The organism is Mitsuaria sp. BK037 (assembly GCF_014193045.1).
Classification (GTDB): domain Bacteria; phylum Pseudomonadota; class Gammaproteobacteria; order Burkholderiales; family Burkholderiaceae_C; genus Roseateles.
Map to the genome: position 1 here is coordinate 44,059 of NZ_JACHYS010000003.1, position 19,814 is coordinate 63,872.

22 protein-coding genes are annotated in these 19,814 nt (G+C 70.9%); 9 read left to right on the plus strand and 13 right to left on the minus strand.

Going from position 1 to position 19,814, the window contains the following annotated elements; genetic code table 11:
• Positions 1–10 precede the first annotated feature (10 nt).
• Complete coding sequence (locus tag FHT37_RS16970; protein WP_175538361.1) at positions 11–733, minus strand: ABC transporter substrate-binding protein; 723 nt, start codon at positions 731–733, stop codon at positions 11–13.
• A 296-nt stretch (positions 734–1,029) separates the two neighbouring features.
• Between FHT37_RS16970 and apaG the strand changes: the two genes are divergently transcribed.
• The 3 genes from apaG to FHT37_RS16985 all read left to right on the plus strand — a co-directional run bounded on the left by apaG (position 1,030) and on the right by FHT37_RS16985 (position 4,839).
• Positions 1,030–1,404: a Co2+/Mg2+ efflux protein ApaG gene (apaG, locus tag FHT37_RS16975; protein WP_091728220.1), complete on the plus strand. Its 375-nt coding sequence runs from the start codon at positions 1,030–1,032 to the stop codon at positions 1,402–1,404.
• The gene (locus FHT37_RS16980) at positions 1,404–3,419 is read left to right on the plus strand and encodes a site-specific recombinase (RefSeq protein ID WP_183483124.1); all 2,016 of its coding nucleotides are present in this window, start codon (positions 1,404–1,406) and stop codon (positions 3,417–3,419) included. Before apaG ends, FHT37_RS16980 begins: the two co-directional genes overlap by 1 nt.
• Before the next feature lie 127 nt (positions 3,420–3,546).
• Entirely contained in the window at positions 3,547–4,839 is a 1,293-nt protein-coding gene (locus tag FHT37_RS16985; RefSeq protein WP_255489751.1) for a murein transglycosylase A, read from the plus strand.
• A gap of 58 nt (positions 4,840–4,897) precedes the next feature.
• Here the strand turns inward: FHT37_RS16985 and FHT37_RS16990 are convergent, their stop codons facing one another.
• On the minus strand, positions 4,898–5,179 hold the full coding sequence (locus tag FHT37_RS16990) for a DUF427 domain-containing protein (protein WP_091728236.1): 282 nt from the start codon (positions 5,177–5,179) through the stop codon (positions 4,898–4,900).
• An 11-nt stretch (positions 5,180–5,190) separates the two neighbouring features.
• Between FHT37_RS16990 and FHT37_RS16995 the strand changes: the two genes are divergently transcribed.
• Entirely contained in the window at positions 5,191–5,460 is a 270-nt protein-coding gene (locus FHT37_RS16995) for a hypothetical protein (protein ID WP_091728239.1), read from the plus strand.
• 122 nt (positions 5,461–5,582) lie between these two features.
• Entirely contained in the window at positions 5,583–6,761 is a 1,179-nt protein-coding gene (locus FHT37_RS17000) for a Fic family protein (RefSeq protein ID WP_183483127.1), read from the plus strand.
• Positions 6,762–6,777: 16 nt separating this feature from the next.
• Here FHT37_RS17000 and FHT37_RS17005 read toward each other — a convergent pair whose 3' ends face one another.
• Positions 6,778–8,427: a GDYXXLXY domain-containing protein gene (locus FHT37_RS17005; protein ID WP_183483129.1), complete on the minus strand. Its 1,650-nt coding sequence runs from the start codon at positions 8,425–8,427 to the stop codon at positions 6,778–6,780.
• The gene (locus tag FHT37_RS17010) at positions 8,424–9,374 is read right to left on the minus strand and encodes a DUF2157 domain-containing protein (RefSeq protein WP_183483131.1); all 951 of its coding nucleotides are present in this window, start codon (positions 9,372–9,374) and stop codon (positions 8,424–8,426) included. The genes FHT37_RS17005 and FHT37_RS17010 overlap by 4 nt, the downstream gene beginning before the upstream one ends.
• A 104-nt stretch (positions 9,375–9,478) precedes the next feature.
• Between FHT37_RS17010 and FHT37_RS17015 the strand changes: the two genes are divergently transcribed.
• The gene (locus tag FHT37_RS17015; protein WP_183483133.1) at positions 9,479–10,150 is read left to right on the plus strand and encodes a dienelactone hydrolase family protein; all 672 of its coding nucleotides are present in this window, start codon (positions 9,479–9,481) and stop codon (positions 10,148–10,150) included.
• A gap of 66 nt (positions 10,151–10,216) precedes the next feature.
• Positions 10,217–11,722, plus strand: a complete 1,506-nt coding sequence (locus tag FHT37_RS17020; RefSeq protein WP_221211146.1) for a M28 family peptidase — start codon at positions 10,217–10,219, stop codon at positions 11,720–11,722.
• A gap of 14 nt (positions 11,723–11,736) precedes the next feature.
• Here the strand turns inward: FHT37_RS17020 and FHT37_RS17025 are convergent, their stop codons facing one another.
• The 8 genes from FHT37_RS17025 to FHT37_RS17060 form a co-directional block, all read right to left on the minus strand.
• Positions 11,737–12,297: a DUF6036 family nucleotidyltransferase gene (locus FHT37_RS17025; protein ID WP_091728250.1), complete on the minus strand. Its 561-nt coding sequence runs from the start codon at positions 12,295–12,297 to the stop codon at positions 11,737–11,739.
• Positions 12,294–12,989: a helix-turn-helix transcriptional regulator gene (locus FHT37_RS17030; protein WP_183483137.1), complete on the minus strand. Its 696-nt coding sequence runs from the start codon at positions 12,987–12,989 to the stop codon at positions 12,294–12,296. The genes FHT37_RS17025 and FHT37_RS17030 overlap by 4 nt, the downstream gene beginning before the upstream one ends.
• A gap of 101 nt (positions 12,990–13,090) precedes the next feature.
• Positions 13,091–13,771, minus strand: coding sequence for a YciI family protein (locus FHT37_RS17035; protein ID WP_183483138.1), 681 nt, complete (start codon positions 13,769–13,771; stop codon positions 13,091–13,093).
• Between the two features lie 57 nt (positions 13,772–13,828).
• Positions 13,829–14,275: a methylglyoxal synthase gene (locus FHT37_RS17040; RefSeq protein WP_147242320.1), complete on the minus strand. Its 447-nt coding sequence runs from the start codon at positions 14,273–14,275 to the stop codon at positions 13,829–13,831.
• Between the two features lie 34 nt (positions 14,276–14,309).
• Positions 14,310–15,710 (minus strand): glycoside hydrolase family 18 protein, encoded by a 1,401-nt coding sequence (locus FHT37_RS17045; protein WP_183483140.1) that lies wholly within the window; start codon positions 15,708–15,710, stop codon positions 14,310–14,312.
• A gap of 114 nt (positions 15,711–15,824) precedes the next feature.
• Complete coding sequence (locus tag FHT37_RS17050; RefSeq protein ID WP_183483142.1) at positions 15,825–16,553, minus strand: hypothetical protein; 729 nt, start codon at positions 16,551–16,553, stop codon at positions 15,825–15,827.
• A gap of 76 nt (positions 16,554–16,629) precedes the next feature.
• Entirely contained in the window at positions 16,630–17,337 is a 708-nt protein-coding gene (locus tag FHT37_RS17055; protein ID WP_141225355.1) for a hypothetical protein, read from the minus strand.
• Positions 17,334–18,218 carry an EamA family transporter gene (locus tag FHT37_RS17060; RefSeq protein ID WP_091728273.1) on the minus strand — a complete coding sequence of 295 codons (885 nt, stop codon included), beginning with the start codon at positions 18,216–18,218 and terminating at the stop codon, positions 17,334–17,336. Before FHT37_RS17060 ends, FHT37_RS17055 begins: the two co-directional genes overlap by 4 nt.
• A 366-nt stretch (positions 18,219–18,584) precedes the next feature.
• Between FHT37_RS17060 and FHT37_RS17065 the strand changes: the two genes are divergently transcribed.
• Together FHT37_RS17065 and FHT37_RS17070 are read left to right on the plus strand one after the other, a co-directional pair.
• The gene (locus FHT37_RS17065; protein ID WP_091728276.1) at positions 18,585–18,869 is read left to right on the plus strand and encodes a hypothetical protein; all 285 of its coding nucleotides are present in this window, start codon (positions 18,585–18,587) and stop codon (positions 18,867–18,869) included.
• On the plus strand, positions 18,866–19,087 hold the full coding sequence (locus tag FHT37_RS17070) for a hypothetical protein (protein WP_183483144.1): 222 nt from the start codon (positions 18,866–18,868) through the stop codon (positions 19,085–19,087). Before FHT37_RS17065 ends, FHT37_RS17070 begins: the two co-directional genes overlap by 4 nt.
• Before the next feature lie 95 nt (positions 19,088–19,182).
• On the opposite strand, the gene FHT37_RS17075 is transcribed toward FHT37_RS17070, so the two are convergent.
• The gene (locus tag FHT37_RS17075; RefSeq protein WP_255489752.1) at positions 19,183–19,770 is read right to left on the minus strand and encodes an Lrp/AsnC family transcriptional regulator; all 588 of its coding nucleotides are present in this window, start codon (positions 19,768–19,770) and stop codon (positions 19,183–19,185) included.
• Positions 19,771–19,814 lie beyond the last annotated feature (44 nt).

Below are 19,814 nucleotides of genomic sequence, written 5' to 3' on the forward strand. Positions count from 1 at the left end.
ACGCCCGGGCTCAGCGGTAGCGTTCCGCTAGGCGTGCGATCTCGCCGGAAGCGCTGAGCTGGCGCAGCCGCTCGGTCAGGCGCTCGACGACCGGCTCCGGCAGCCGCCGCGAGACGACGGCGTACTGGGTCTCCTCCTCGAAGACCTGCGGGCCGATGCGGACCTGGCCCTCCAGTCCCGCGCCACGCGCGGCCTCGCGCAGGTTGACGTCCTGGCCGTAGACTGCGGCGGTCCGGCCCTTGACCAGCATCTGCAGCGCCTCGCGGTCGCTGCGCGCGGTGTCCTGGAAGGCGACGTCGGCCACCTGCAGCGTCGATGCCAGCTTGGTGCCCTGCGCCAGCAGCAGCGGATGGCGGCGGGCGAAGGCGCGCAGCTCGTCCCAGCTGCGCGGCACGCGCTCGTCGTCGGAGCGCATCGCCAGCACATGCGCGATCCGATACAGCGGCACCGGCAGGTAGCGCATCAGCGGATGGCGGTGCTCGGACTTGAGCAGGCAGAAGAACACGTCGAGTTCGCCGGCGCTGAGCATCAGCTCGAGCCGGCGCAGCGGGACGGCCTGGTCCAGGCCCTCGATGCGCAGGCCGGGATCGATGCGCATCACGGCGGCGACGATCTCGCCGCACAGCCCCGGGCGGCGCGGATCGCCGGAGCCGTACTTGGCCGGCGCGCCCGCCTGCGCCGCGCTGCGCAAGCGCAGCGGCCCGGAGGCGCTGGCGGCGGTCGGGAGGGACACCTCACCAGTGGGGGTGTCGCGGGCGGCATCACGGGCGGAATCACGCGCGGCATCACGCGCGGCGCCGGCGGGCGAGCCTCCCAGGCCGAGCCCGGCGGCCGCACCGGCGAGGGCACAGCCGCGCGCCAGCGCATGGCGCCGGTCGGGGCGGGAAGGGGCCGAGGGAGGTCCTGCTCTGGTTGCCATGACGGAGATGGCCGGGTCGCGCCGGTCGCGTGGGGGGAGCCGTTCGAGCGGGTACTGCCACTGCTGTGTGCGGTAGCCAGCATAGCGGAGGCGGCCTCTAGAATCCGCCGATGGCACATCCGCATTTCCACTGCAGCGTGGCCGTCGAGCCGCTCGCCGACCAGACCTTCCCCGAGCGCAACGAGTTCGCGTTCAGCTACACGATCACCATCGAGAACCGCGGCGACGTCACCGCGCAGCTGATCGGCCGCCACTGGACCATCGTCGACGCCAACGGCAAGGTGCAGGAAGTCCACGGGCTGGCGGTCGTGGGCCACCAGCCGCTGCTGCAACCGGGCGAGCGCTTCCAGTACAGCTCCTGGGCCCAGATCGGAACCCGCCACGGCACGATGGGCGGCCGCTTCCTGTGCGTCACCGAGCATGCCGAGGTCTTCCACGCCGAGGTGCCCGAGTTCCTGCTGGCCGACTCCGGATCGCTGCATTGATGCTGCGTCGTCAGGGCTGGGACCTCACCGCGCTGCTCAACGCGGCGCATCCGCAGGCACCGCTGGCCGAGCGCAACCTCTGGCTGGTGCGATTGATCGAATGGCTGCGCCATGCGCCGCTGAAGGACGACCGGGCGACCGCCGCCGCCGTCGAGAGCTCCGCGCCGGCGGCGCCGTCCGCGCCGCTGCCGGTGCGCCGCCTGCGCTATTTGCTCCGCATGCTGGAGCGCCATCCCGACCATGCCAAGGCCTTCGCCGAGGTGATCGCCAGCGTCTGGGCCGACGTGGACGCGATCGGCCTGTTCGCCGAGGTCGGCTTCGCGCCGCGCATGGCGCTGTGGAATGAATTCCTCGGACGCCTGCGCCGCCGGCTGCTGCCGCTGAGCGCCGACACGCGCGAACTGGCCGAGTTGTTCGAGCTGCTCTTCCCGCATGAGCAGGACGAGCAGTGGATCAACGCCGTCGACGATGAGCTGCTGGAGCGCCTGGGCCTGCTCTTCGCCGGCGCGCCCGAGGGCGACTGGCGCGAGGAGATGCGCGCCGCCATCACGGTGCTGGTGAGCGCGGTGCGCTCGGCCGGCCTGTCCGGCGCGCTGCGCGTGCGCATGGACCCGCAGCGGCTGGCCAGCCGGCCGTTCCGCAACCTGGCCACCGCCTGGGAGCAGGTCGAGCAGGCGCTGGTCGATCCGGCGCACGCCGGGCTGCCGGCCCGGCTGCAGTACCTGCGCGGGCTGCTGGACGAATGCCGGGCGGCGGTGCGCTCGGTGCCGGACCACCTGGAAGAGCACGGCGTGTCGGTGGACCTGATGTTCGGCGTCGAGCAGATGCAGGCGCGGCTGCGCCGCGTCGAGGAACTGCTCGCGGTGCTGCTGGCCGAGCATCCGCAGCGCGAGCTGCTGCGGCTGGTGGCCGACCTGGTGGCGGTCGTGCATGAGCGCCGCAGCATCCGCACCCTGTTCGCGCGGCATTACTCGCTGCTGGCGCGCAAGGTCGCGGAGCGCAGCGCGGAGACCGGCGAGCACTACATCACCCGCAACCGCGAGGAGTACGGCGACATGCTGCGCCGGGCCGGTGGCGGCGGGCTGGTGATCGCGGGCACGACCTTCATGAAGTTCGCGATCGCCGCGATCGGGCTGTCGGCCTTCTGGGGCGGCTTCTGGGCGGGGGTGAACTACGCGGTGAGCTTCGTGCTCATCCTGCTGCTGCACTGGACGGTGGCGACCAAGCAGCCCGCGATGACCGCGCCGGCCCTGGCCGACAAGCTGCGCCACATCGACAGCGACGCCGGCCTGTCGGCCTTCGTGGACGAGGTCGCGCATCTCTTCCGCTCTCAGACCGCCGGCATCATCGGCAACCTGGCGCTCGCGGCGCCGATGGTGCTGGTGGTGCAGCTGGCGGCATGGCTGAGCCTGGGCAAGCCGCTGGTCGGCGCGCACGAGGCGGAGCACGTGCTGCATTCGCTCACCGTGCTGGGGCCGTCGCTGTTCTTCGCGGCCTTCACCGGGGTGCTGCTGTTCGCGTCCAGCCTGATCGCGGGCTGGGTCGAGAACTGGTTCGTCTTCCATCGCCTGGACAGCGCGATCGCCTGGAACCCGCGCATCGTCGCGACGCTGGGCGCGACCCGCGCCAAGCGCTGGTCGGGCTGGTGGCGCGAGAACATCTCGGGCCTGACCGCCAACATCAGCCTGGGCCTGATGCTGGGACTGGTGCCGGCGCTGCTGGGTTTCTTCGGCCTGCCGATCGAGGTCAGGCACGTGACGCTGTCGACTGGCCAGCTGGCCGCGGCGGCCGGGGCGCTCGGGTGGGAGGTGCTGCGGCACTGGCCGTTCTGGCTCTGCGTGATCAGCATCCTGGGCACCGGCGTGCTGAACGTGGGCGTCAGCTTCTTCCTGGCGTTCAAGGTGGCGCTGCGCTCACGCGGGATCCGGCTGGCCGACCAGAAGCGGGTGCGCGCGGCGATCTGGGCGCGCATGCGCCGTCAGCCGCTGAGCTTCCTGGTGCCGCCCAAGGGCTGAGCGCGGCGCTCAGGCGGCGTCGCGGTCGTCGGGCCGCTCGCCGCCCTTGCGTCCGGAGAACATCGTCCACCAGACGATGAAGACGAGCAGCGCGAGCGCGCCGAGCGCCTCCAGCAAAATCACGCCCATGATTCGTGGTCCGATCCGTTGCAGAACTCGCCGCTGGAGCGCGGCGCTGGCGATTCTAGGCGTGCTCTCCGGCTGCGCCGGCCCGCAGCACGCGGTACGCGAGCCGGGGGCTTCCCCGAAGGCGACGACCGTCGCCCCCGCCCCCACCGCCGCCACCAGGCCCGCACCGGCGCCGGTGGCGCGCGCGCCCGTCGACCCCGAGAAGCTGCTCAACGGCGAGGACGACAGCACCGGGCGCCGCGTCCTGCAGCGCGAGCGCGCCCGCTGGGTGGCGGCCGAATGGCATGAACTGCCCGGCTGGGGCCAGGACCGCGCGCTGGAATGGTGGCCGGCCTTGCTGCGCGGCTGCGAGAAGCCGATGCCGGGCTGGACCGGGGTCTGCGCGCAGGCACGCGCCTTCCGCCCGGGCGCTGACCGCGAGGCGACGGCGTGGCTGATGCGGATGCTGCAGCCTTACCGCGTCGAGTCGCCCGACGGCCAGCGCGAGGGCCTGGTGACCGGCTACTACGAGCCCGAACTGGACGCGCGCCGCCAGGCGCAGGGCGAGTTCCGCGTGCCGCTGCTGGCGCCGCCGCAGGACCTGGCGCAGCGCAAGCCTTACGACACGCGCCAGCAGATCGAGAACAACCCGGCGCTGGCGCGCTTGAGCCTGGCCTGGGTGCAAGACCCGCTGGACGCGCTGGTGATGCAGATCCAGGGCAGCGGACGGCTGCGGGTGACCGAGCGCGACGGCAGCAGCCGCTGGGTGCGCCTGTCCTTCGCCGGGCACAACGAGCAGCCCTACCGCTCGATGGGCCAGTGGCTGATCGCGCAAGGCGAGCTGCGGCCCACCGAGGCCTCGTGGCCGGGCATCAAGGACTGGGGTCGGCGCAATCCGCAGCGGCTCAAGGAAGCGATGTGGGCGAATCCGCGCTACGTCTTCTTCCGCGAGGAGCCCCTGCCGGACCTGGCCGTGGGCCCGCGCGGCGGCCAGGGCGTGCCGCTGACGCCGGGGCGCTCGATCGCGGTGGACAAGGCCAGCATCCCGTACGGGACGCCGGTGTGGCTGGACACGACGGAGCCGCTGTCGACCACACCGCTGCGACGGCTGGTGATGGCGCAGGACACCGGCGCCGCCATCGTCGGCGCCGTGCGGGCCGACTATTTCTGGGGCTGGGGCGAGTTGGCCGAGGCCCAGGCGGGCCGGATGAAGCAGCCGCTGCGGCTGTGGGTGCTGTGGCCCCGCGAGGCCGGCGCGATGGCCGGCGCCGCTGGGGCGACCGGTACCGCGGGCACCGTGATCGACCGCTGAGCCGCGCGGCTCGTCGGCGGGGCGGGGGCGCCCGATCAGCCGGTCGCAGCAGGCGGGATCACTCGGTGACCTGGACGCCCTTCCAGAACGCGACGCGGTCCTTGATCTCGGCCGCCGCCTCGGACGGCTCCGGGTAATACCAGACGGCATCGGGGTTCATGTCGCCGTGGACCAGCAGGCTAAAGTAGTGCGCCTGCCCTTTCCAGGGACAGGTCGTGCGGTGGTTGCTGAAGGTGGTGAACTCGCGCTTCAGCGCGGACGCGGGGAAGTAATGGTTCCCCTCGACCACCACGGTGTCGTCGCTCTCGGCGATGACTTCGCCGTTCCAGATTGCCTTCATTCCAACTCCTCGTGTTCAAACGCTATTTCGCCCATCGGGGCAAGGACATCTTCGTGACCGCCGGCTCCGTGCGCGACCTCGCGCCGGGCAGCTTCGGGATCTGCGCGATCGGCGGCGGCGCGGAGGGGTGGTCCGTCGTCCACGTCGGGCCCGACGGCGACGCCGCCGACCTGGGCGGCGAGTACTACTTTGCCACCGCCGAGGAGGCCCTCGCTTTCCTGCGCGAACTCATCGACCTGATGATCGACGGCGGCGAGCCGGAAGGCCTGCGAGGGGAGTGAGCGGCGGGCGGTGAGGCGATTCTTCGGGTTAATCACCTCAAAATTGAGTCAATTACTGACTCAGATCAACTCCTCGCATTTATCGCCTCAAATTTGAGTCGATAAATCCCTAGAATCGCCTCATGGCTTATGACCTCCCCCTGATCTGGCAGTCCCCCGACTGGCCGCAGCTGCACGCCGATCACCAGCGCATCCAGGAGGTGCTGTCACGCGCGCGCCGGGCGCAGGGCATCGTGGAAGGCCGTCTCGCGCTGGTCGGGTACGAACATCGCTTGACCCTCGAAGCGGAAGCCTGGAGCCAGGACGCCTTGGCCACCGCGGCCATCGAAGGCGAGCGCTACGACCTCGCGGCCGTCCGATCGTCCATCGAGCGTCGCCTCGGTGTCGGCGAACAGGATGGTCCGTCGGCGCCGCGCCATGTCGAGGGCTTGCTGGACATCATGCAGGACGCCGTGACCGGCAGCCGGGAACCGCTCACCCATCAGCGACTCCATGGCTGGCAGGCCGCGCTGTTTCCGACTGGCTATTCGGGCATGCGGCGGATCAGCGTGGGCGCGTACCGGACCCATCGCGAGCCGATGCAGATCGTGAGCGGCGCCCAGGGCCGTGAGAAGGTGCATTACGTGGCGCCGCCCTCCGATCGCCTGCCCGTGGAGATGGAAGCCTTCGTCACCTGGTTCAACGGCACGACGGGCAAGGATCCGCTGGTCACCGCTGCGCTGGCGCACGTCTGGTTCGAGACGGTCCACCCCTTCGAGGACGGCAACGGACGCGTCGGTCGCGCCCTGATCGACCTGGTGCTCGCCCGGGAGATGGGTCCCAGCAGCCGCCTGATCCGCACGTCGCAACGCCTGCTGGAAGAGCGCAAGGCCTACTACGACGAGCTGGAAGCGGCGCAGCACGGGTCGGCGGACGTCACGCGCTGGGTGCTCTGGTTCCTGGAGCAGGTCCGCGTGTCCTGCGAGCGGGCGACGTCCACCATCGACGCGACCTTGGCCAAGGCCCGCTTCTGGACCGAGCATCAGGATCCCGATATCACGGCACGCCAGCGCAAGGTGCTCAATGTGCTCCTGGACGCCGGCCCCGGCGGCTTCACCGGCGGCATGAGCACCCGCAAGTACGAAAGCATCGGCGCGACGTCCCGCGCCACTGCCTCGCGCGAACTGCAGCAGCTCGAGGAACTCGGCTTCCTGCGCCGCGTCGGCGCGGGACGCTCGACCCGCTACTACATCGCCATCGACGGCTGGGGACCGGAGTCGGAGGGCGGCACCGACGCCACCGCCGACGGATCCGTCGCTTGATCCGTCGCTTGATCCCTCACAACGGCTTCAGGTCCTCGCCGACCACTCCCACCAGCAAGCCCTTGCCTTCGGGCGTCACGCGGAACTCGCCATACCGGGCGGGCTCCCAGCGCCGGGCCTCGCCCTCGCGGAAGAACCAGGCATCGGACACGAAGGTCCAGCCGCCGCCCTTGGGCGTCAGCTCGATCAACTGGCTGCCGGCGGGTGGCGCCTCGCCCGGCGCGAGCAAGCGCGGCGAGTGCGCGATCCCGCGCGCGTCGAGCATCACCGCGATCCGCGGCCGCTCGCCCCAGAGCAGCGGCACCTCGCGGTCGAGGCGGCTGCGCCAGTCGACACCCGGCAGTTCGTAGCTGAGCCGCATGAAATCGCCCTGCATCAGCGAACGCGGATCCACCGGCGCCAGCTTCACGAACACCGGCCGGCCCTCGGTGATCAGCCGCTCGCGACTCGCGATCGAGAGATTCACCACCACGAGCACCAGCACGCCCGCACCGACCAGGACCGCCGGCGCGCCGCGCATCGCCAGCACGGCGCGCGACGCCCCGGTCGTCGAGCCTCCCGCGGTCGGATGCCAGGCCAGCCAGCGCGCCCAGGCGGCCAGCGCCACGCCGGCCACCACCAGCGCCAGCGACTTGTGCGCCAACGGCAGGCGCCATTCGTAATACAGCGCGCCCAGCGCCCACACCGCCGCCACGCCAGCGAGCATGGCCAGGCGCCAGCGACGGGTCGAGACCATCAGCGCCAGCAGCAGCAGGATGCCGCCCAGCGCCGGCATCAGCGCGGCCAGCGCCGCCAGCACGACCAGCGGCGGCAGCAGGCGGATCGCGCCGGCCGGACGCCAGCGGCGCAGCAGCCAGAACGCGCCCGCGAGCGTCAGCAGCACCGCCAGCGCCCGGCTCGCTCCGATCAGCACCCGGTGCGACGGCGTCAGCACCTCCGCCATCCCCTGCATGAGCACGCCGCCCCCCATCGGCCCCGCCGCGACGAAGGACCAGCCGGCCGCGACCGCATGGATCGCCAGCACGCTGACCCACCAGCCGCCCAACGCCGGCTCGAGCGCCGCCGCCGCGCCCGCCGTGCGCGCCTCCCGGCCCAGGCGCCGCTGCAGCAGCATCAGCAGCAGCCCCTCGGCCAGCAGCAGCGCGGCCGCGGCGAGCGACAGCCCGCCCCCGCGCTCATACCAGTCACGCGGCGCGACGCCCTCCAGCGCCAGATGCCCGAGGAAGCCCGCCAGCATCGCCATGCCGATGCCCAGCAGCGACCGCAGCCATCCCTGCTTCAGCAGCGCGATCAGCCCGGCGCCGATGAGCAGCCCGACCCAGGCGGCATCGGCCCGGGACAGGTCGCGCACGAGCCCGTAGCCCAGGCAGGCCAGGCCGGTGGGCAGGAGTGGCACCGCGGCCTGCTCCAGGAACAGCGGCGTCGAGGGCTTGCGCAGCAGCACCACCGCCAGCGCGACCAGCGCGATGCCCTCGACATACGGCATCGGCCCCTGGTCCCAGTCGCCGCCGAACAGCGTCGCGAACAGCAGCAGGAACGGCGGCACCGCCAGCCAGGCGCCCAGCGCGGTCAGCAGCACGACCGGCCAGGGTCGAGGCGCCTGCGCATCGGCGGTGGGCGCCAGGCCTTCGACCCGGGCGCGTTCGATCCAGTCCTGGTCGCTCATGCCCGGACCTCCACGGCGCGCACGCGCCGCATGATCAGGCTCACGCTGGCCGCCAGCAGGCCGCAGGCGACCAGGCCGATCAGGAACAGGCCGCCCAGGTCGCCCTTGGCGTCGTAGACCAGGCGGGTCAGCCCTGCCACCAGCAACGTGTCCACCGCGAGCGCCAGCGCGCTGAGCGCATAGACCTCGGCGCGGCGCCAAGCCAGCACCAGCCCGATGCCCATCACGCCCAGGCCGAGGAAATACTGCGGCGCGACATGCCGCGCGAAGAGCCCGCCCAGCGCGGTCGCCGAGACCGCGATCACCGAGGCCAGCACCGCCAGCCGCCAGGCCCAGGGCTGGGACGCCGCCGACGGCCGCAGCGCCAGCCCCGCGCACAGCGCGCCGTAGGCGACGAAGCCCAGCGCATGCACCGGCACCGTCGAGCCGTCGAAACGCCAGCCATGCCCGCCGAAGGTTCCCATCCAGAGCCCGATCCCGGTGGCGACGACCAGCGCCCAGGGCGTCCACACCAGGTCCGAGCGCGCCGCCCACGCGATCGGCAGTCCGAGCGCGGCCCACAGCGCGAACAGCTGGTAGGTGTCCACGCCGGTCTGGTAGGTCTGGCCGAAGTAGGCCAGCAGGCCGCCCAGCGTCAGGAAGGCCACCAGCGCCAGCGGCGCCCGCCAGGCCGCCAGCAGCGCCGCCGCGACCAGGCTGACCGCCGTCACCGCCTCGAGCAGCCCGAAACGCATCGCGCGGCCGAAGTCGTCCCAGTTCGCCGCCACCCACAGGATCAGCCCGAAGCCGATCAACCCCGCCGCCAGCGCGCCCGCGCCCAGGCGCAGCGGCGTCCACAGGTCGCGTGGCGGATCATCGAGGCCGCTGAGCGCCCGCAAGCGGCGTGCGCTGCTCGCATCCAGGCCCTGGCGGGCCGTCCATTGGTACAACTGCTCGTGCAGACTCACAGGGTCCTCCCTCAGGATGCGACCGCCCGCAGGGATCGCTCGTGGTGTTCTTCGAGGGCGTCGATTCTTCCTTCCATCCTCCGTTCTTGCACTGGGAGTTCCACATGGGACAGATGATCGAATTCGACCGCCCCGACGGCGGACGCACCGCCGGCTACCTGGCCAGCGCCGGCGACGGCGCGCCGGGCATGATCCTCATCCAGGAGTGGTGGGGGCTCAAGCCCCACATCAAGGACATCGCCGAGCGCCTGGCCTCCGCCGGCATCACGACGCTCGCGCCCGACCTCTACCGGGGCCGCCTGGCCGCGGATGCCGACGAGGCCAGCCACATGATGAACGGCCTGGACTTCGCCGACGCCACGACGCAGGACCTGCAAGGCGCGCTGGACCACCTGCGCGAACACCTGGGCTGCGGCGAGGTCGGCGTGATGGGCTTCTGCATGGGCGGCGCGCTGACGATCGCAGCCGGCGTGCATGTCAAGGACCTGCAGGCGGCGGTCTGCTTCTACGGCATCCCGCCCGCCGAGTTCGCCGATCCGGCGCAGATCGAGGCGCCCTTCCTCGGCCACTTCGCGACGCGCGACGACTGGTGCACGCCGGAGAAGGTCGATGCGCTCGAGGCGCGCATGCAGGCGGCCGGCCGGCAGCCCGTCATCCACCGCTACGTCGCCGACCACGCGTTCTTCAACAAGACGCGCCCCGAGGTCTACGACGAGGCGGCGGCCGAACTGGCCTGGTCGCGCACGCTGGACTTCCTGAAGCGGCACCTCGCCTGACCCGACGCCGTCCGCCGGGCCTCGGCCCTGGCGCCCGCCGGTCCCCTCACCCCAATGCCATCGCCCATGCGCCGTCCTCTTCTTCTGGTTCGTCTGGTTCGCCCGGTCTCCCTCGCCGCCGCCGGTGCGCTGATCGCCGCGTCCGCCGCCGCGCAGACCGCGCCGGCGTCCGGACCGGCGACGGCCACGGCACGCGCCGTCTCGGAGACCGCCCCGCCGCCGCCCGATCCGCGCGTGGTGCCGATGCTCGCGGACATCTCCGCCGAGCGCATCGAGCAGACGATCCGCAAGCTCGCCGGCTTCGGCACGCGCCACACGGCGTCGGACACGACCAGCGACACACGCGGCATCGGCGCGGCGCGACGCTGGATCGAACGCCAGCTCAAGGACTGCAGCGCGAAGGCCGGCGGCCGGCTGCAGGTCACGATGGACGCCTTCATCGAGCCGGCCGGCAACCGGCTGTCGGCGCCCACCGAGCTGGTGAACGTCGTGGCCACGCTGCCCGGCGCGTCGGCCGGCACGCCGCGCGAGCGGGTGCTGGTCGTCAGCGGCCATTACGACTCGCGCAACAGCGACGTCATGGATGCGCAGGGCGAGGCGCCGGGCGCCAACGACGACGCCTCCGGCACCGCGGCCGTCATGGAGATGGCCTGCGCCGCGGCGAAGCAGCGTTTCGACGCGACGCTCGTGTTCATGGCGGTGCCCGGCGAGGAGCAGGGCCTGCTCGGCGCGCGGCACTGGGCGCGGCGGGCCCGGGCGCAGGGCCTGAACGTCGAGGGCATGATCACCAACGACATCATCGGCAGCTCCCGCGGCGACAAGGGCGAGCACGATCCCAAGCGGCTGCGCCTGTTCGCGGATGGTTTCGATCCCTTGCTGCGCCTGCTGGTGAACGCGAACGCCAACAGCCCCGCCAACGAGGACGAGGTCAAGACCAATGCGGCGATTCGCGAGCAGCTGCAGCCGCTGGCGATGGCCGGTGGCGGCGAGGACCTGCCGACGCAGCAGTTCGGCCGCCACCTCAAGGCCGAGGGCGAGCGCTACCTGCCCGGCTTCCGCATCGACCTGATCCAGCGCCGGGATCGCTACCTGCGCGGCGGCGACCACCTGCCCTTCCTGGAGCGCGGCTACGCGGCGGTCCGTTTCTCCGAGCCCTTCGAGGATTTCCGCCACCAGCACCAGAACCTGCGCACCGAGCAGGGGGTGGTCTACGGCGACCTGCCGGAATTCGTCGACTTCGCGTACGTGGCCGATGTGGCGCGGATCAACCTCGCCGGCCTGGCGACCCTGGCCTGGGCGCCCGCGCCGGTCAAGGGCGCGCGCATCGACGCGCGCGAGCTGACCAACGACACGACGCTGCTGTGGACCGCCAGCACCGATCCGGAGCTGGCCGGTTACCGCGTCGTCTGGCGCCGCAGCGAGTCGCAGGCCTGGGAGGGCGCGAAGGATGTCGGCAAGGTCACGACGGTCACGCTGCCGCTGTCCAAGGACAACCTGATCTTCGGCGTGCAGGCGGTGTCCCGTTCCGGCCACGCGAGCCTGGCGAGTTATCCGCTGCCGCTGGCGCGCTGAGGCGTCGTTTCACGTCAGCCCTCCGGTCCGGCGGGCCGGGTGGGACAAGCCGCCTCCGCCCATCGACGGATCGTGGCGCGGAGCCGTCGTTCTGCCTGGGCATCCAGGTCCATGCGCTCCGTCAATCGCAACGCGTCTTCCGGCAGGACGTAACCCTGTGCCAGCAGCGCCATGCAGAACTCCCGGTCCTTGTCGCGCCCCGCGACCGCCTTGGCAAGGAACAGGTCCACGACACCCAGACAGTAGCCGACCCGATCGTTGGTATTGCCGTTCTGCACGCGGCGCACACGCGTCATCCAGTCATCAGGCAGCACTGCCGTTTCCGGCCCGACGCCCTGGGCGTAGTAGCCGTAGGTATCGTGGAAGCGGGAGCCTTCACCGATCGCGCCGTCGATCCGATCAGCCAATTGCGGCGCGCGCAATGGATAGATGTCCGCCTCCATGGAGACGGTGAAGACGGCATCGGGGTGGGCCTCGGTGCCGAGGATGGCCTGACTGCCCAGGATCACGAATTCGTATTGGTCCGTGATGTCGCCGCTGGCGCGGATGATGTGCTCGAGTTCCTGACGCTTCAAGATGTCTGTCCTGGCGCGTCCGGCGGAGTGCCGGAATCCGGGCCAAGCATGACGCCTGTCTTCAGTTGATTCACCTGCCTCAAGATGTGTTGTCGCACCTCATCCGGGAGGACCGTGACCAGCGGCGATGCCTGCCGCAACTGCTGCGCCCGGCGCGACACGCCAAGCACTTTGCGCCAGCTCCCGGCGCGCAGGATGTCCTGCCATTCCCGCCACAGCGGCGCCGATCTGGCATCCCCCGCCGCCAGCCAGCGCTCGACGGTGGCCTCGGCGCGATGCACGAGCGACGGATCGGCCTTGACTCGCCGCACCGCCTCTTCATGCAAGGCGAGGCTCTGCAGATCCTGAAGTCGATGTTGCGTCTCCCGGGCCGATACCAGCACGCGCACCACCGGCGCGTCGCGCCGCGATCTCGCGGCAGCCGAATCCGCCGGCGGCGGCTGCAACGAGTCGCCAGCCAGCAAGGCAAGTTCAGCGCTCACGCCCAAGACGGACATCACGCGCAGGTAGCTCCCGATGGAAGGCGCAGGATCGCCCGACTCCACCGCCCTCAGCGTGTTTCGAGTGATGCCGACTTTCGCAGCCATGTCCACTGTGCCCAGTCCCTGCGACTTGCGCAGACGGCGCAGTCGCTCACCAAGCTGCAACAGCAGCTGGCGATCCAGCACGGAAATGACGGAGGCGCTGCTCATGTGGTCAGCATATTAATCAAAAAGCGCCGTTTTGGTCATTTTGTTGACCAACGGCGCCTTTTCGGTTTTTGACTACCGGGCCCCGTGCCCGCCTCCGGCGACTACTTCAGCACACCCTTCCCCAGCCACTGCGCCCAGATCTTCATCGTGACGCGCTGGTCGGAGAGCCCCGGGTACTCGGCCATGGTCTTGCGCAGCGCCGTCTCGTCGGTGCCGCGCATGAAGACGACCTCGCCGACCGGGCCGTCCTCCAGCGAGTACCAGGCGCCGATGACGCCCTCGTCGAGCGCGCGCTGGAGGAACACCGGCACCGCCTCCCGGTCCTTCTCCTCCGCGCGGCTGAACAGCACGATGCGGTGCTCCTCGATGCCATTGGGATCGATGCCGGTGTGGTTCAGCGCCTGGTGGACCTTCGCCGGCTGCGCGTTGACCGTCATGTAGCCCTCGCGGACATACTCGTCGGGCTGGAAGTAGCTAATCAGCACCTGGCGGTTGGGCGCCTGCACCACGACGATGCCGCGCTTGACCCGCGCCGGGTCGCGCATCGGGCCGGCCGCGAACAGCTTGCCGTCGGCGAAGAGCCGCTTGAAGTTCTCGAGGTGCCCGGCCTGCATCGCCGCAACCGCGGCCTTGTCCTCCGGCACCGGCCGGCCGGTCTCCAGGAAGATGAACCACTGCTGCTCGGCCGCCAGCGTCTGCGCGTGGCCGCGCGACGGCAGCACCATCAGCGGCAACAGCGCCGGCATCGCGGTCGCCGCAGCGACCAGGGAACGTCGTTGCATCGGAGTCTCCTTGTCGTCGGCCGGCGAGCGACGGGTCGCCGGCCTCGGCGGACGACTCTACTCCCGCCCGCCGCCCGCGGCGCCCAGCACCTGCAGCGACCGCAGCATCAGCCGGCCGCTGGCCACGTTGGTGGCGCAGGCGACGTCGTGCACGTCGCAGGCCCGGACCAGCGCGTTGATGTCGGGTTCATGCGGCTGCGGCGTCATCGGGTCGCGCAGGAACACCACCGCGTCGATCTGCCCCACTGCCAGCCGCGCGCCGATCTGCAGGTCGCCGCCGTGCGGACCGGACAGCATGCGCTCGACCACCAGGCCCACCTCGGCCGTCAGGCGCGCGCCGGTCGTGCCGGTCGCGACCAGCTCGCAGCCGCCGAGGAAGTCGGCGAACTCGGTGGCGAGCATCACCATCTCGTCCTTCTTGCCATCGTGGGCGATCAGGGCGATGCGCAGGCGCGCGGGAGCGGCGCTCGCCGCCGGCAGGTCGAGGGAGGTCGGTGCGGTCATGGCGCGATCGTAGGCCCGGCGCACGGGCCGCGAGTTACCGACGCGGTTCTTTCTGCGCCGCCGTCGCGGCCCGGGCCGCCGGCTCCTGCGCCGCGGCGCCGGTCAGCGGCAAGTTGCCCACACCGCGGTTCATCGCATTGAGCAGGTCGCCGTTGTCCTGGCTCAGCTCCCAGGCGAAGACGCCCGCCAGGCCGAGCTCCCGCGCGAAGCGGCCCTTGGCCAGCACCGCCCGCGGATCGTCGTAGCCCATCCAGAGCTTCAGCTTCGGGTGGTACAGCGACCACGACTGCGTCACCGGGTCCCAGGCGGACTGGTAGCCCGCGCGGCCCTGACCCTTCGCGTCCAGGATGCGCCCGGCGATCTCGCGATAGCCCTGCGCGCCTTCGGCGCCCGGATAGGCGCCGGTCTTGGCCGCGCCGGCCCGGGTCTGGCCGACACCGGTGAAGCCGCGGCCGTACATCGCCACGCCGGCCACCAGCTTGGAGCGCGGCACGCCCGCGGTCTCCAGGTTGCGCACCGCGCGCTCCAGGCTGTCGTCCGCCTGCGCCGACGAGGACCGCAGCGCGGTGTGATGGCCGGCCACCGGCGACCACATGCCGTAGAAGTCGTAGCTCATCATGAAGACGAGGTCGAGCGGCTTGGCGGCGTCCTTGAAATTGATCTTGCCGACGATCGAGTCCATCGGATTGACCGCCGTGGTCAACAGGTAGGGACGGCCGGTCTCGGCGGTCAGCACGTCCAGCGCCCGGCGCAGGTCGGCCATCAGCTCGGCGTAGGACTGGCCGTCGCGCGGGCTGCCGAGCTGCACGCCGTTGGCCGCGCCGTTGTTGCCGGGATGCTCCCAGTCGATGTCGATGCCGTCGAAGGACGGATGCTCGCGCAGGAAGCGCTGCGCCGAGGCCGCGAAGACGGCGCGCCGGGCAGGATCGCCCGCGAGATGGAAGATCGGATCCGAGCCGCCCCAGCCGCCGATCGACGCGACGATCTTCAGGTGCGGCGCCCGCTGCTTGTAGCGCTGGAAGGCGGCATCGAAGCGCGCGTCGACCGGTCCGGTGCCGATCTCGAAGTCCTGCCTGCCCACGCACTTGGCGGCGTCCTTCTCCAACTGGCCGGGGCCGCACAGGCGCAGGAAGGCGTAGAGCACATGGGTCAGGTTCTGCGGCGGCACGCGCTCGATCAGCTCGACCGGCTCCCAGTTCGGGACATAGATCCCGACCACCTTGTTGCCGGTGCGCTCGAACGCCACCGGCTTGCCGCCGAAGAGCGGGTAGCCCGCGGCCTCGGCTGCGGCCTCGGCTGCGGCCTCGGGCGCGGTGCCGGCCGCCGCGCCGGGCGGGGGCGTGGCGGCGATGGCGGCCGAAGCGGCGATGGCCCCGAGCGAGGTGATCACCGCGGTCAATGGGGTGGGCAGGTGGGACAGGACTCGAGCGGGCATGCGGGTCTCCAATGGACGCCGGAGCTTAGCCGATCACCGTGAATATAAACACCAGTCAAATACCAATTTCGCCGATAAGCGCGGTTAGAAAATACCGTTATGGAGCCACTTTCGTTACGGCGCGACATCCACCCGCAGTTGCAGTTCCCGCAGTTTCTGCACCTCGGCGTCGCGCGTGCTGTAGACGTTGCGACTGGCGCTCGCCGTCACGCTGCCGGTGCGGGCGATGGTGACCCAGATCCCCAACGGCGCCTGGACGGTGCTGAGCACGTCGGTGTTGGGCCGCTGCTGGGCGTCGGGCAGCGAGGTCCCGTAGGCGCCGCCAGATGGCATCTGCGCCTGGTCCGACGCCCGGACTTCGACGTTCACCGGATTGCGGCCGCCCGGCCAGTTGGGCCGCACGACGATGCCGCGCACCCGCTCGGCCAGCCCCTGGCGCGGCACCACCACCACGCGATCGCGCTCGCCCTGCTGGCGGTCCAGCGCGACGTCGACCCACTGGATCGGCGTCGATTCGGTCATCGTGAACGAGGCCTGCGCACCGTTGAGCACCAGCAGGCGCGGGAAAAGTTGCTGGCGCTGCTCGCGGTTCTCGGTGGAGAGCGTCACGCCGCCGCGCGCGGAGACGCTGCCGCCGGTGCTCACGACGGTGCTGCCATCGCGCAGGCCGGCGACGGTGGCGCCGCTGAGCTCCGATTCGACCCAGCGCAGCTCGACCTGCAGGTTCTGCTTCGGGCCCTGCGCGTGGGCGGGCGCCATCAGGGCGGCGCTGGCGCCGAGCAGCGCGGCGGGGAGCGCGACGCGAGACGCGGCGGAAAGGATGAAGCGGCGTGTCGGGTTCATCGCGGCAGCATACGCCGTCGGCCGTCGCGGCCGGGGCCGGGGCCCCCATGCGGCGCGGCCCGGTCTCCGCGAGGGCTCAGCGGTTGAGCGCGCGGCAGCGCTCGATGTCGCAGGCGGTGGGCAGCGCCGAGCGGTACTCGACGACGCTGCCCCAGGCCTTCGGGTCGCGCAGCGCGCAGCGTTCGCCCTTGCCGTTGTCGTAGTAGGACATCGTGTCGACGCAGCGTTTCGAATGCGCCATCAGGCCGAGGAAGTGCCCCATCTCGTGCGACAGCACCATCTGCAGCGTCTGCGCCGCCGGGTGTCTGGGGTTGCGCTCGCGCAGCAGCGCGAACAGGGCCGGCCCGATCGACAGGCTGCGCGCGCCCACGTTGGCCAGCGCGAACTGGCCGCGGCTGCCGACGTCGCTCCACAGGATCTGGATGGCGTCCTCCGGCGGCGCCTGGCCGCGCGGCACCGCGATGACGGCGAGCTTGAGCCCGCAGGCGGACCAGGCCTGGGCCGAGCGCGTCACGAGCGCCATCACCTGCGCCTCGCTGAACCATGGCGGCGCGTTGTCGTGCCGGTAGGCGAAGCGCAGCGCGCGCGAGGCGATCGGGTGATCGCGCCCATCGCCCCAGGTCTGAAGCTCGCCGGGGCGGCATTCCGCGATTTCCTGGTCGCGCACCGAGGGTGCGGCCGGCGTCTTGCCGGTGTCCGGCGGCACGAACTGGGCGAGCGCCGTGGACGAGGCCAGCACGAGCGCGGCGGCGACACGCGCAGCCGCCGCGGCCGCGGCAGTCATGCGGCGCGCAGCGCGCCGCGCATCCGCGGCCACAGCAGGTTCACCGCCAGGCCGCTCATCACCAGCGCCGCGGCCATCAACTTCCAGGGCGGCAGGCCTTCGCCCAGCAGCAGCGCGGAGCAGCTCATGCCGAAGACCGGGACCAGCAGCGCCATCGGGACGATGGTCGCGGCGGGATGGCGCGAAAGCAGCCAGCTCCAGGCGCCGTAGCCGAACAGCGTGTTCCCGACCGCCTGCCAGAGCACGGCGGCCCAGGCGCCGAGGCCGGCGTGCTGGAGCGCCTCGCCCATGCGGGCCGGGCCTTCGACGACGAAGGAGAGCGCGAACAGCGGCGGCGCGGCGAAGGCGCTGCTCCAGACCACGTAGGCGAGCATGTTCACGGAGCCGGCGCGCTTGCCGACGATGTTGCCGCTGGACCAGCTGAAGGCCGCCAGCAGCACCATCGCCAGGCCGAGCACGGTGGTGGTGCCGTCGGTGTGCGACGCGATGACGCCGATGCCGGCCGCGGCCATGGCCAGCGCGAGCCACTGGAAGCCCTGGACGCGTTCGCCGCTCAGGCGCATGGCCAGCAGCAGGGTGAAGAAGACCTGGGTCTGGATGACCAGCGAGGCGAGCCCGGGCGAGATCTGCGAGCGCATCGCCAGGTAGAGCAGGCCGAACTGCCCGACGCCGACCAAGGCGCCATACGCGGCGAGGTTGCGCCAGCCCACCTTGGGCCGCGGCAGGAAGAGGATGGCCGGCAAGGTTGCCAGCGTGAACCGCAGCGCGGCGAACAGCAGCGGCGGGAACGCGTTCAGGCCCCAGCGGATCACGACGAAGTTGCTTCCCCAGATGGCGACCACGGTCAGCGCGAGCAGGAAATGGCGGAGCGGGAGCGTCATGACGGCCAGGGCGAGCGGGGGATCGCCGACTATGCCAGCGGGCCCGCGCGGTGGCCCGGTACAGGGACTTGCGATGCCGACCGGTACAGCGGACGTCGCTGGCGCCTGACGAGTTTCAGCCACTTAATATTGACCACCGCCGGGCTCGAATGCCCGACCGACTTGTTTTCACTGGGCCGCAGCGATCATGCGGAGGAATTCCCACTCATTTCAGTTAACCGATATTCATGATGGAATTTCCCCTAGTTCCGGCGATATCCATCGGCATTTAGCGTTGCTCCGCGACTCGAGAAATACGAAGGGGTCGCTCCTGGCGCCGCCATCCCGGCGGCCTTCAATATCGACAGGATTCATAGGAGAACGCATATGTTGACGATGGAACTCTCCCAAGCCGGATTCCGCGAACTGTCTGCGGAGGAAATCGACAGCGTGGCCGGCGGTTGGGACACGCAAGCTGCGGTCCAAGGGGCCTGGGCCGGTGCGGTCGGGACAGGCATCGCCGGGGGAATCACCGGCGCGGTGCTGGGCCCCGGCGCGGCATTTGGTTTCGGCGTCGGGTTCATCGCGGGCGGCATCGGCGGCTTCATCGGCGGCGGGCTGTTCAGCGGCGGCCTCAGCTCCGAGCGCCAAATCTCCCACGCGCAGCAGTGAAGCGCTTCCTGGGCGACAAGCCAGTTTCCGCGACGATGCTGTCGCCGCGTTGGCTGGTCAGGTCGGTGAGCCTGATCGCCATCCTCCAACCGGTCGTCCAACGCGGTTTGTTCGGAGATTGGCCCACGCTGCCTTCCTGGGCGTTGACGGTTTTCTGCACGGCCCTCTTGCTCAGCCTGATCGCCTGGACGGCAGGCGGGTTTGAGAAACGTGGCTAGAAACCACCCGGCGGTCGTCGAGTATTCGGCGACCGCACTTTCCTTTTCACTGGAAAAAGGATCGACAGATATGCCGGAAGTTTCTCCGCCGTCGCTCATCCCTTCGGTTTCAAATGCCCCAGCGGCAGCGCCCCCCCTGCCTTCACTTCGCCGAGCGAGAAACTCGTGTGGATGTCCTTCACGTTCGGCAGGTTCAGCAGCGTGTCGATCGAGAACCGGCTGAACGCATCCAGGTCGGTCGCCATGACCTCGAGCTCGAAGGTGCCCGCGCCGCTGATGTAGTGGCAGGCGATCACCTCCGGGAGTTGCCGGATCGCCTCCTCCAGCTCCTTCGTCGCGGCGCCGTTGTTGCGGTCCGCGTCCACCCGCACGAACGCGAGCACGCCCAGGCCCAGCCGGCGGCGGTCGATCTCCGCGCGGTAGCCGGTGATGAAGCCCTGCTCCTCCAGCCACCGCACCCGCCGCCAGGTCGGCGCCGGCGACAAGCCGATCCGCACCGCCAACTCGGCATTGGACAGCCGCGCCTCGCGCTGCAGTTCGGCCAGGATGGCCACGTGATACCGGTCGAGTTCCCCGTTCGGCGCCCCGCCATTCAGTCCGCCACTCGCCCCACCGGTCGACCCGCCCGGCCCCACCCCGTCCTCGGCGTCGTCGCCGCCCGGTGACCCCGCCGACACCCTCATGGTTTTCCCTGATGCGCCATTTTTCGATGCCATACGAACTCCTT

What these genes read in the sequence shown, in the direction of transcription:
- apaG (WP_091728220.1), top strand. Translation starts at nt 1,030, where the DNA reads ATGGCACATCCGCATTTCCACTGCAGCGTGGCCGTCGAGCCGCTCGCC.
- FHT37_RS16980 (WP_183483124.1), top strand. Translation starts at nt 1,404, where the DNA reads ATGCTGCGTCGTCAGGGCTGGGACCTCACCGCGCTGCTCAACGCGGCG.
- FHT37_RS16985 (WP_255489751.1), top strand. Translation starts at nt 3,547, where the DNA reads ATGATTCGTGGTCCGATCCGTTGCAGAACTCGCCGCTGGAGCGCGGCG.
- FHT37_RS16990 (WP_091728236.1), bottom strand. Translation starts at nt 5,179, where the DNA reads ATGAAGGCAATCTGGAACGGCGAAGTCATCGCCGAGAGCGACGACACC.
- FHT37_RS17000 (WP_183483127.1), top strand. Translation starts at nt 5,583, where the DNA reads ATGGCTTATGACCTCCCCCTGATCTGGCAGTCCCCCGACTGGCCGCAG.
- FHT37_RS17005 (WP_183483129.1), bottom strand. Translation starts at nt 8,427, where the DNA reads ATGAGCGACCAGGACTGGATCGAACGCGCCCGGGTCGAAGGCCTGGCG.
- FHT37_RS17015 (WP_183483133.1), top strand. Translation starts at nt 9,479, where the DNA reads ATGGGACAGATGATCGAATTCGACCGCCCCGACGGCGGACGCACCGCC.
- FHT37_RS17020 (WP_221211146.1), top strand. Translation starts at nt 10,217, where the DNA reads ATGCGCCGTCCTCTTCTTCTGGTTCGTCTGGTTCGCCCGGTCTCCCTC.
- FHT37_RS17030 (WP_183483137.1), bottom strand. Translation starts at nt 12,989, where the DNA reads ATGAGCAGCGCCTCCGTCATTTCCGTGCTGGATCGCCAGCTGCTGTTG.
- FHT37_RS17035 (WP_183483138.1), bottom strand. Translation starts at nt 13,771, where the DNA reads ATGCAACGACGTTCCCTGGTCGCTGCGGCGACCGCGATGCCGGCGCTG.
- FHT37_RS17040 (WP_147242320.1), bottom strand. Translation starts at nt 14,275, where the DNA reads ATGACCGCACCGACCTCCCTCGACCTGCCGGCGGCGAGCGCCGCTCCC.
- FHT37_RS17045 (WP_183483140.1), bottom strand. Translation starts at nt 15,710, where the DNA reads ATGCCCGCTCGAGTCCTGTCCCACCTGCCCACCCCATTGACCGCGGTG.
- FHT37_RS17050 (WP_183483142.1), bottom strand. Translation starts at nt 16,553, where the DNA reads ATGAACCCGACACGCCGCTTCATCCTTTCCGCCGCGTCTCGCGTCGCG.
- FHT37_RS17055 (WP_141225355.1), bottom strand. Translation starts at nt 17,337, where the DNA reads ATGACTGCCGCGGCCGCGGCGGCTGCGCGTGTCGCCGCCGCGCTCGTG.
- FHT37_RS17060 (WP_091728273.1), bottom strand. Translation starts at nt 18,218, where the DNA reads ATGACGCTCCCGCTCCGCCATTTCCTGCTCGCGCTGACCGTGGTCGCC.
- FHT37_RS17065 (WP_091728276.1), top strand. Translation starts at nt 18,585, where the DNA reads ATGTTGACGATGGAACTCTCCCAAGCCGGATTCCGCGAACTGTCTGCG.
- FHT37_RS17075 (WP_255489752.1), bottom strand. Translation starts at nt 19,770, where the DNA reads ATGAGGGTGTCGGCGGGGTCACCGGGCGGCGACGACGCCGAGGACGGG.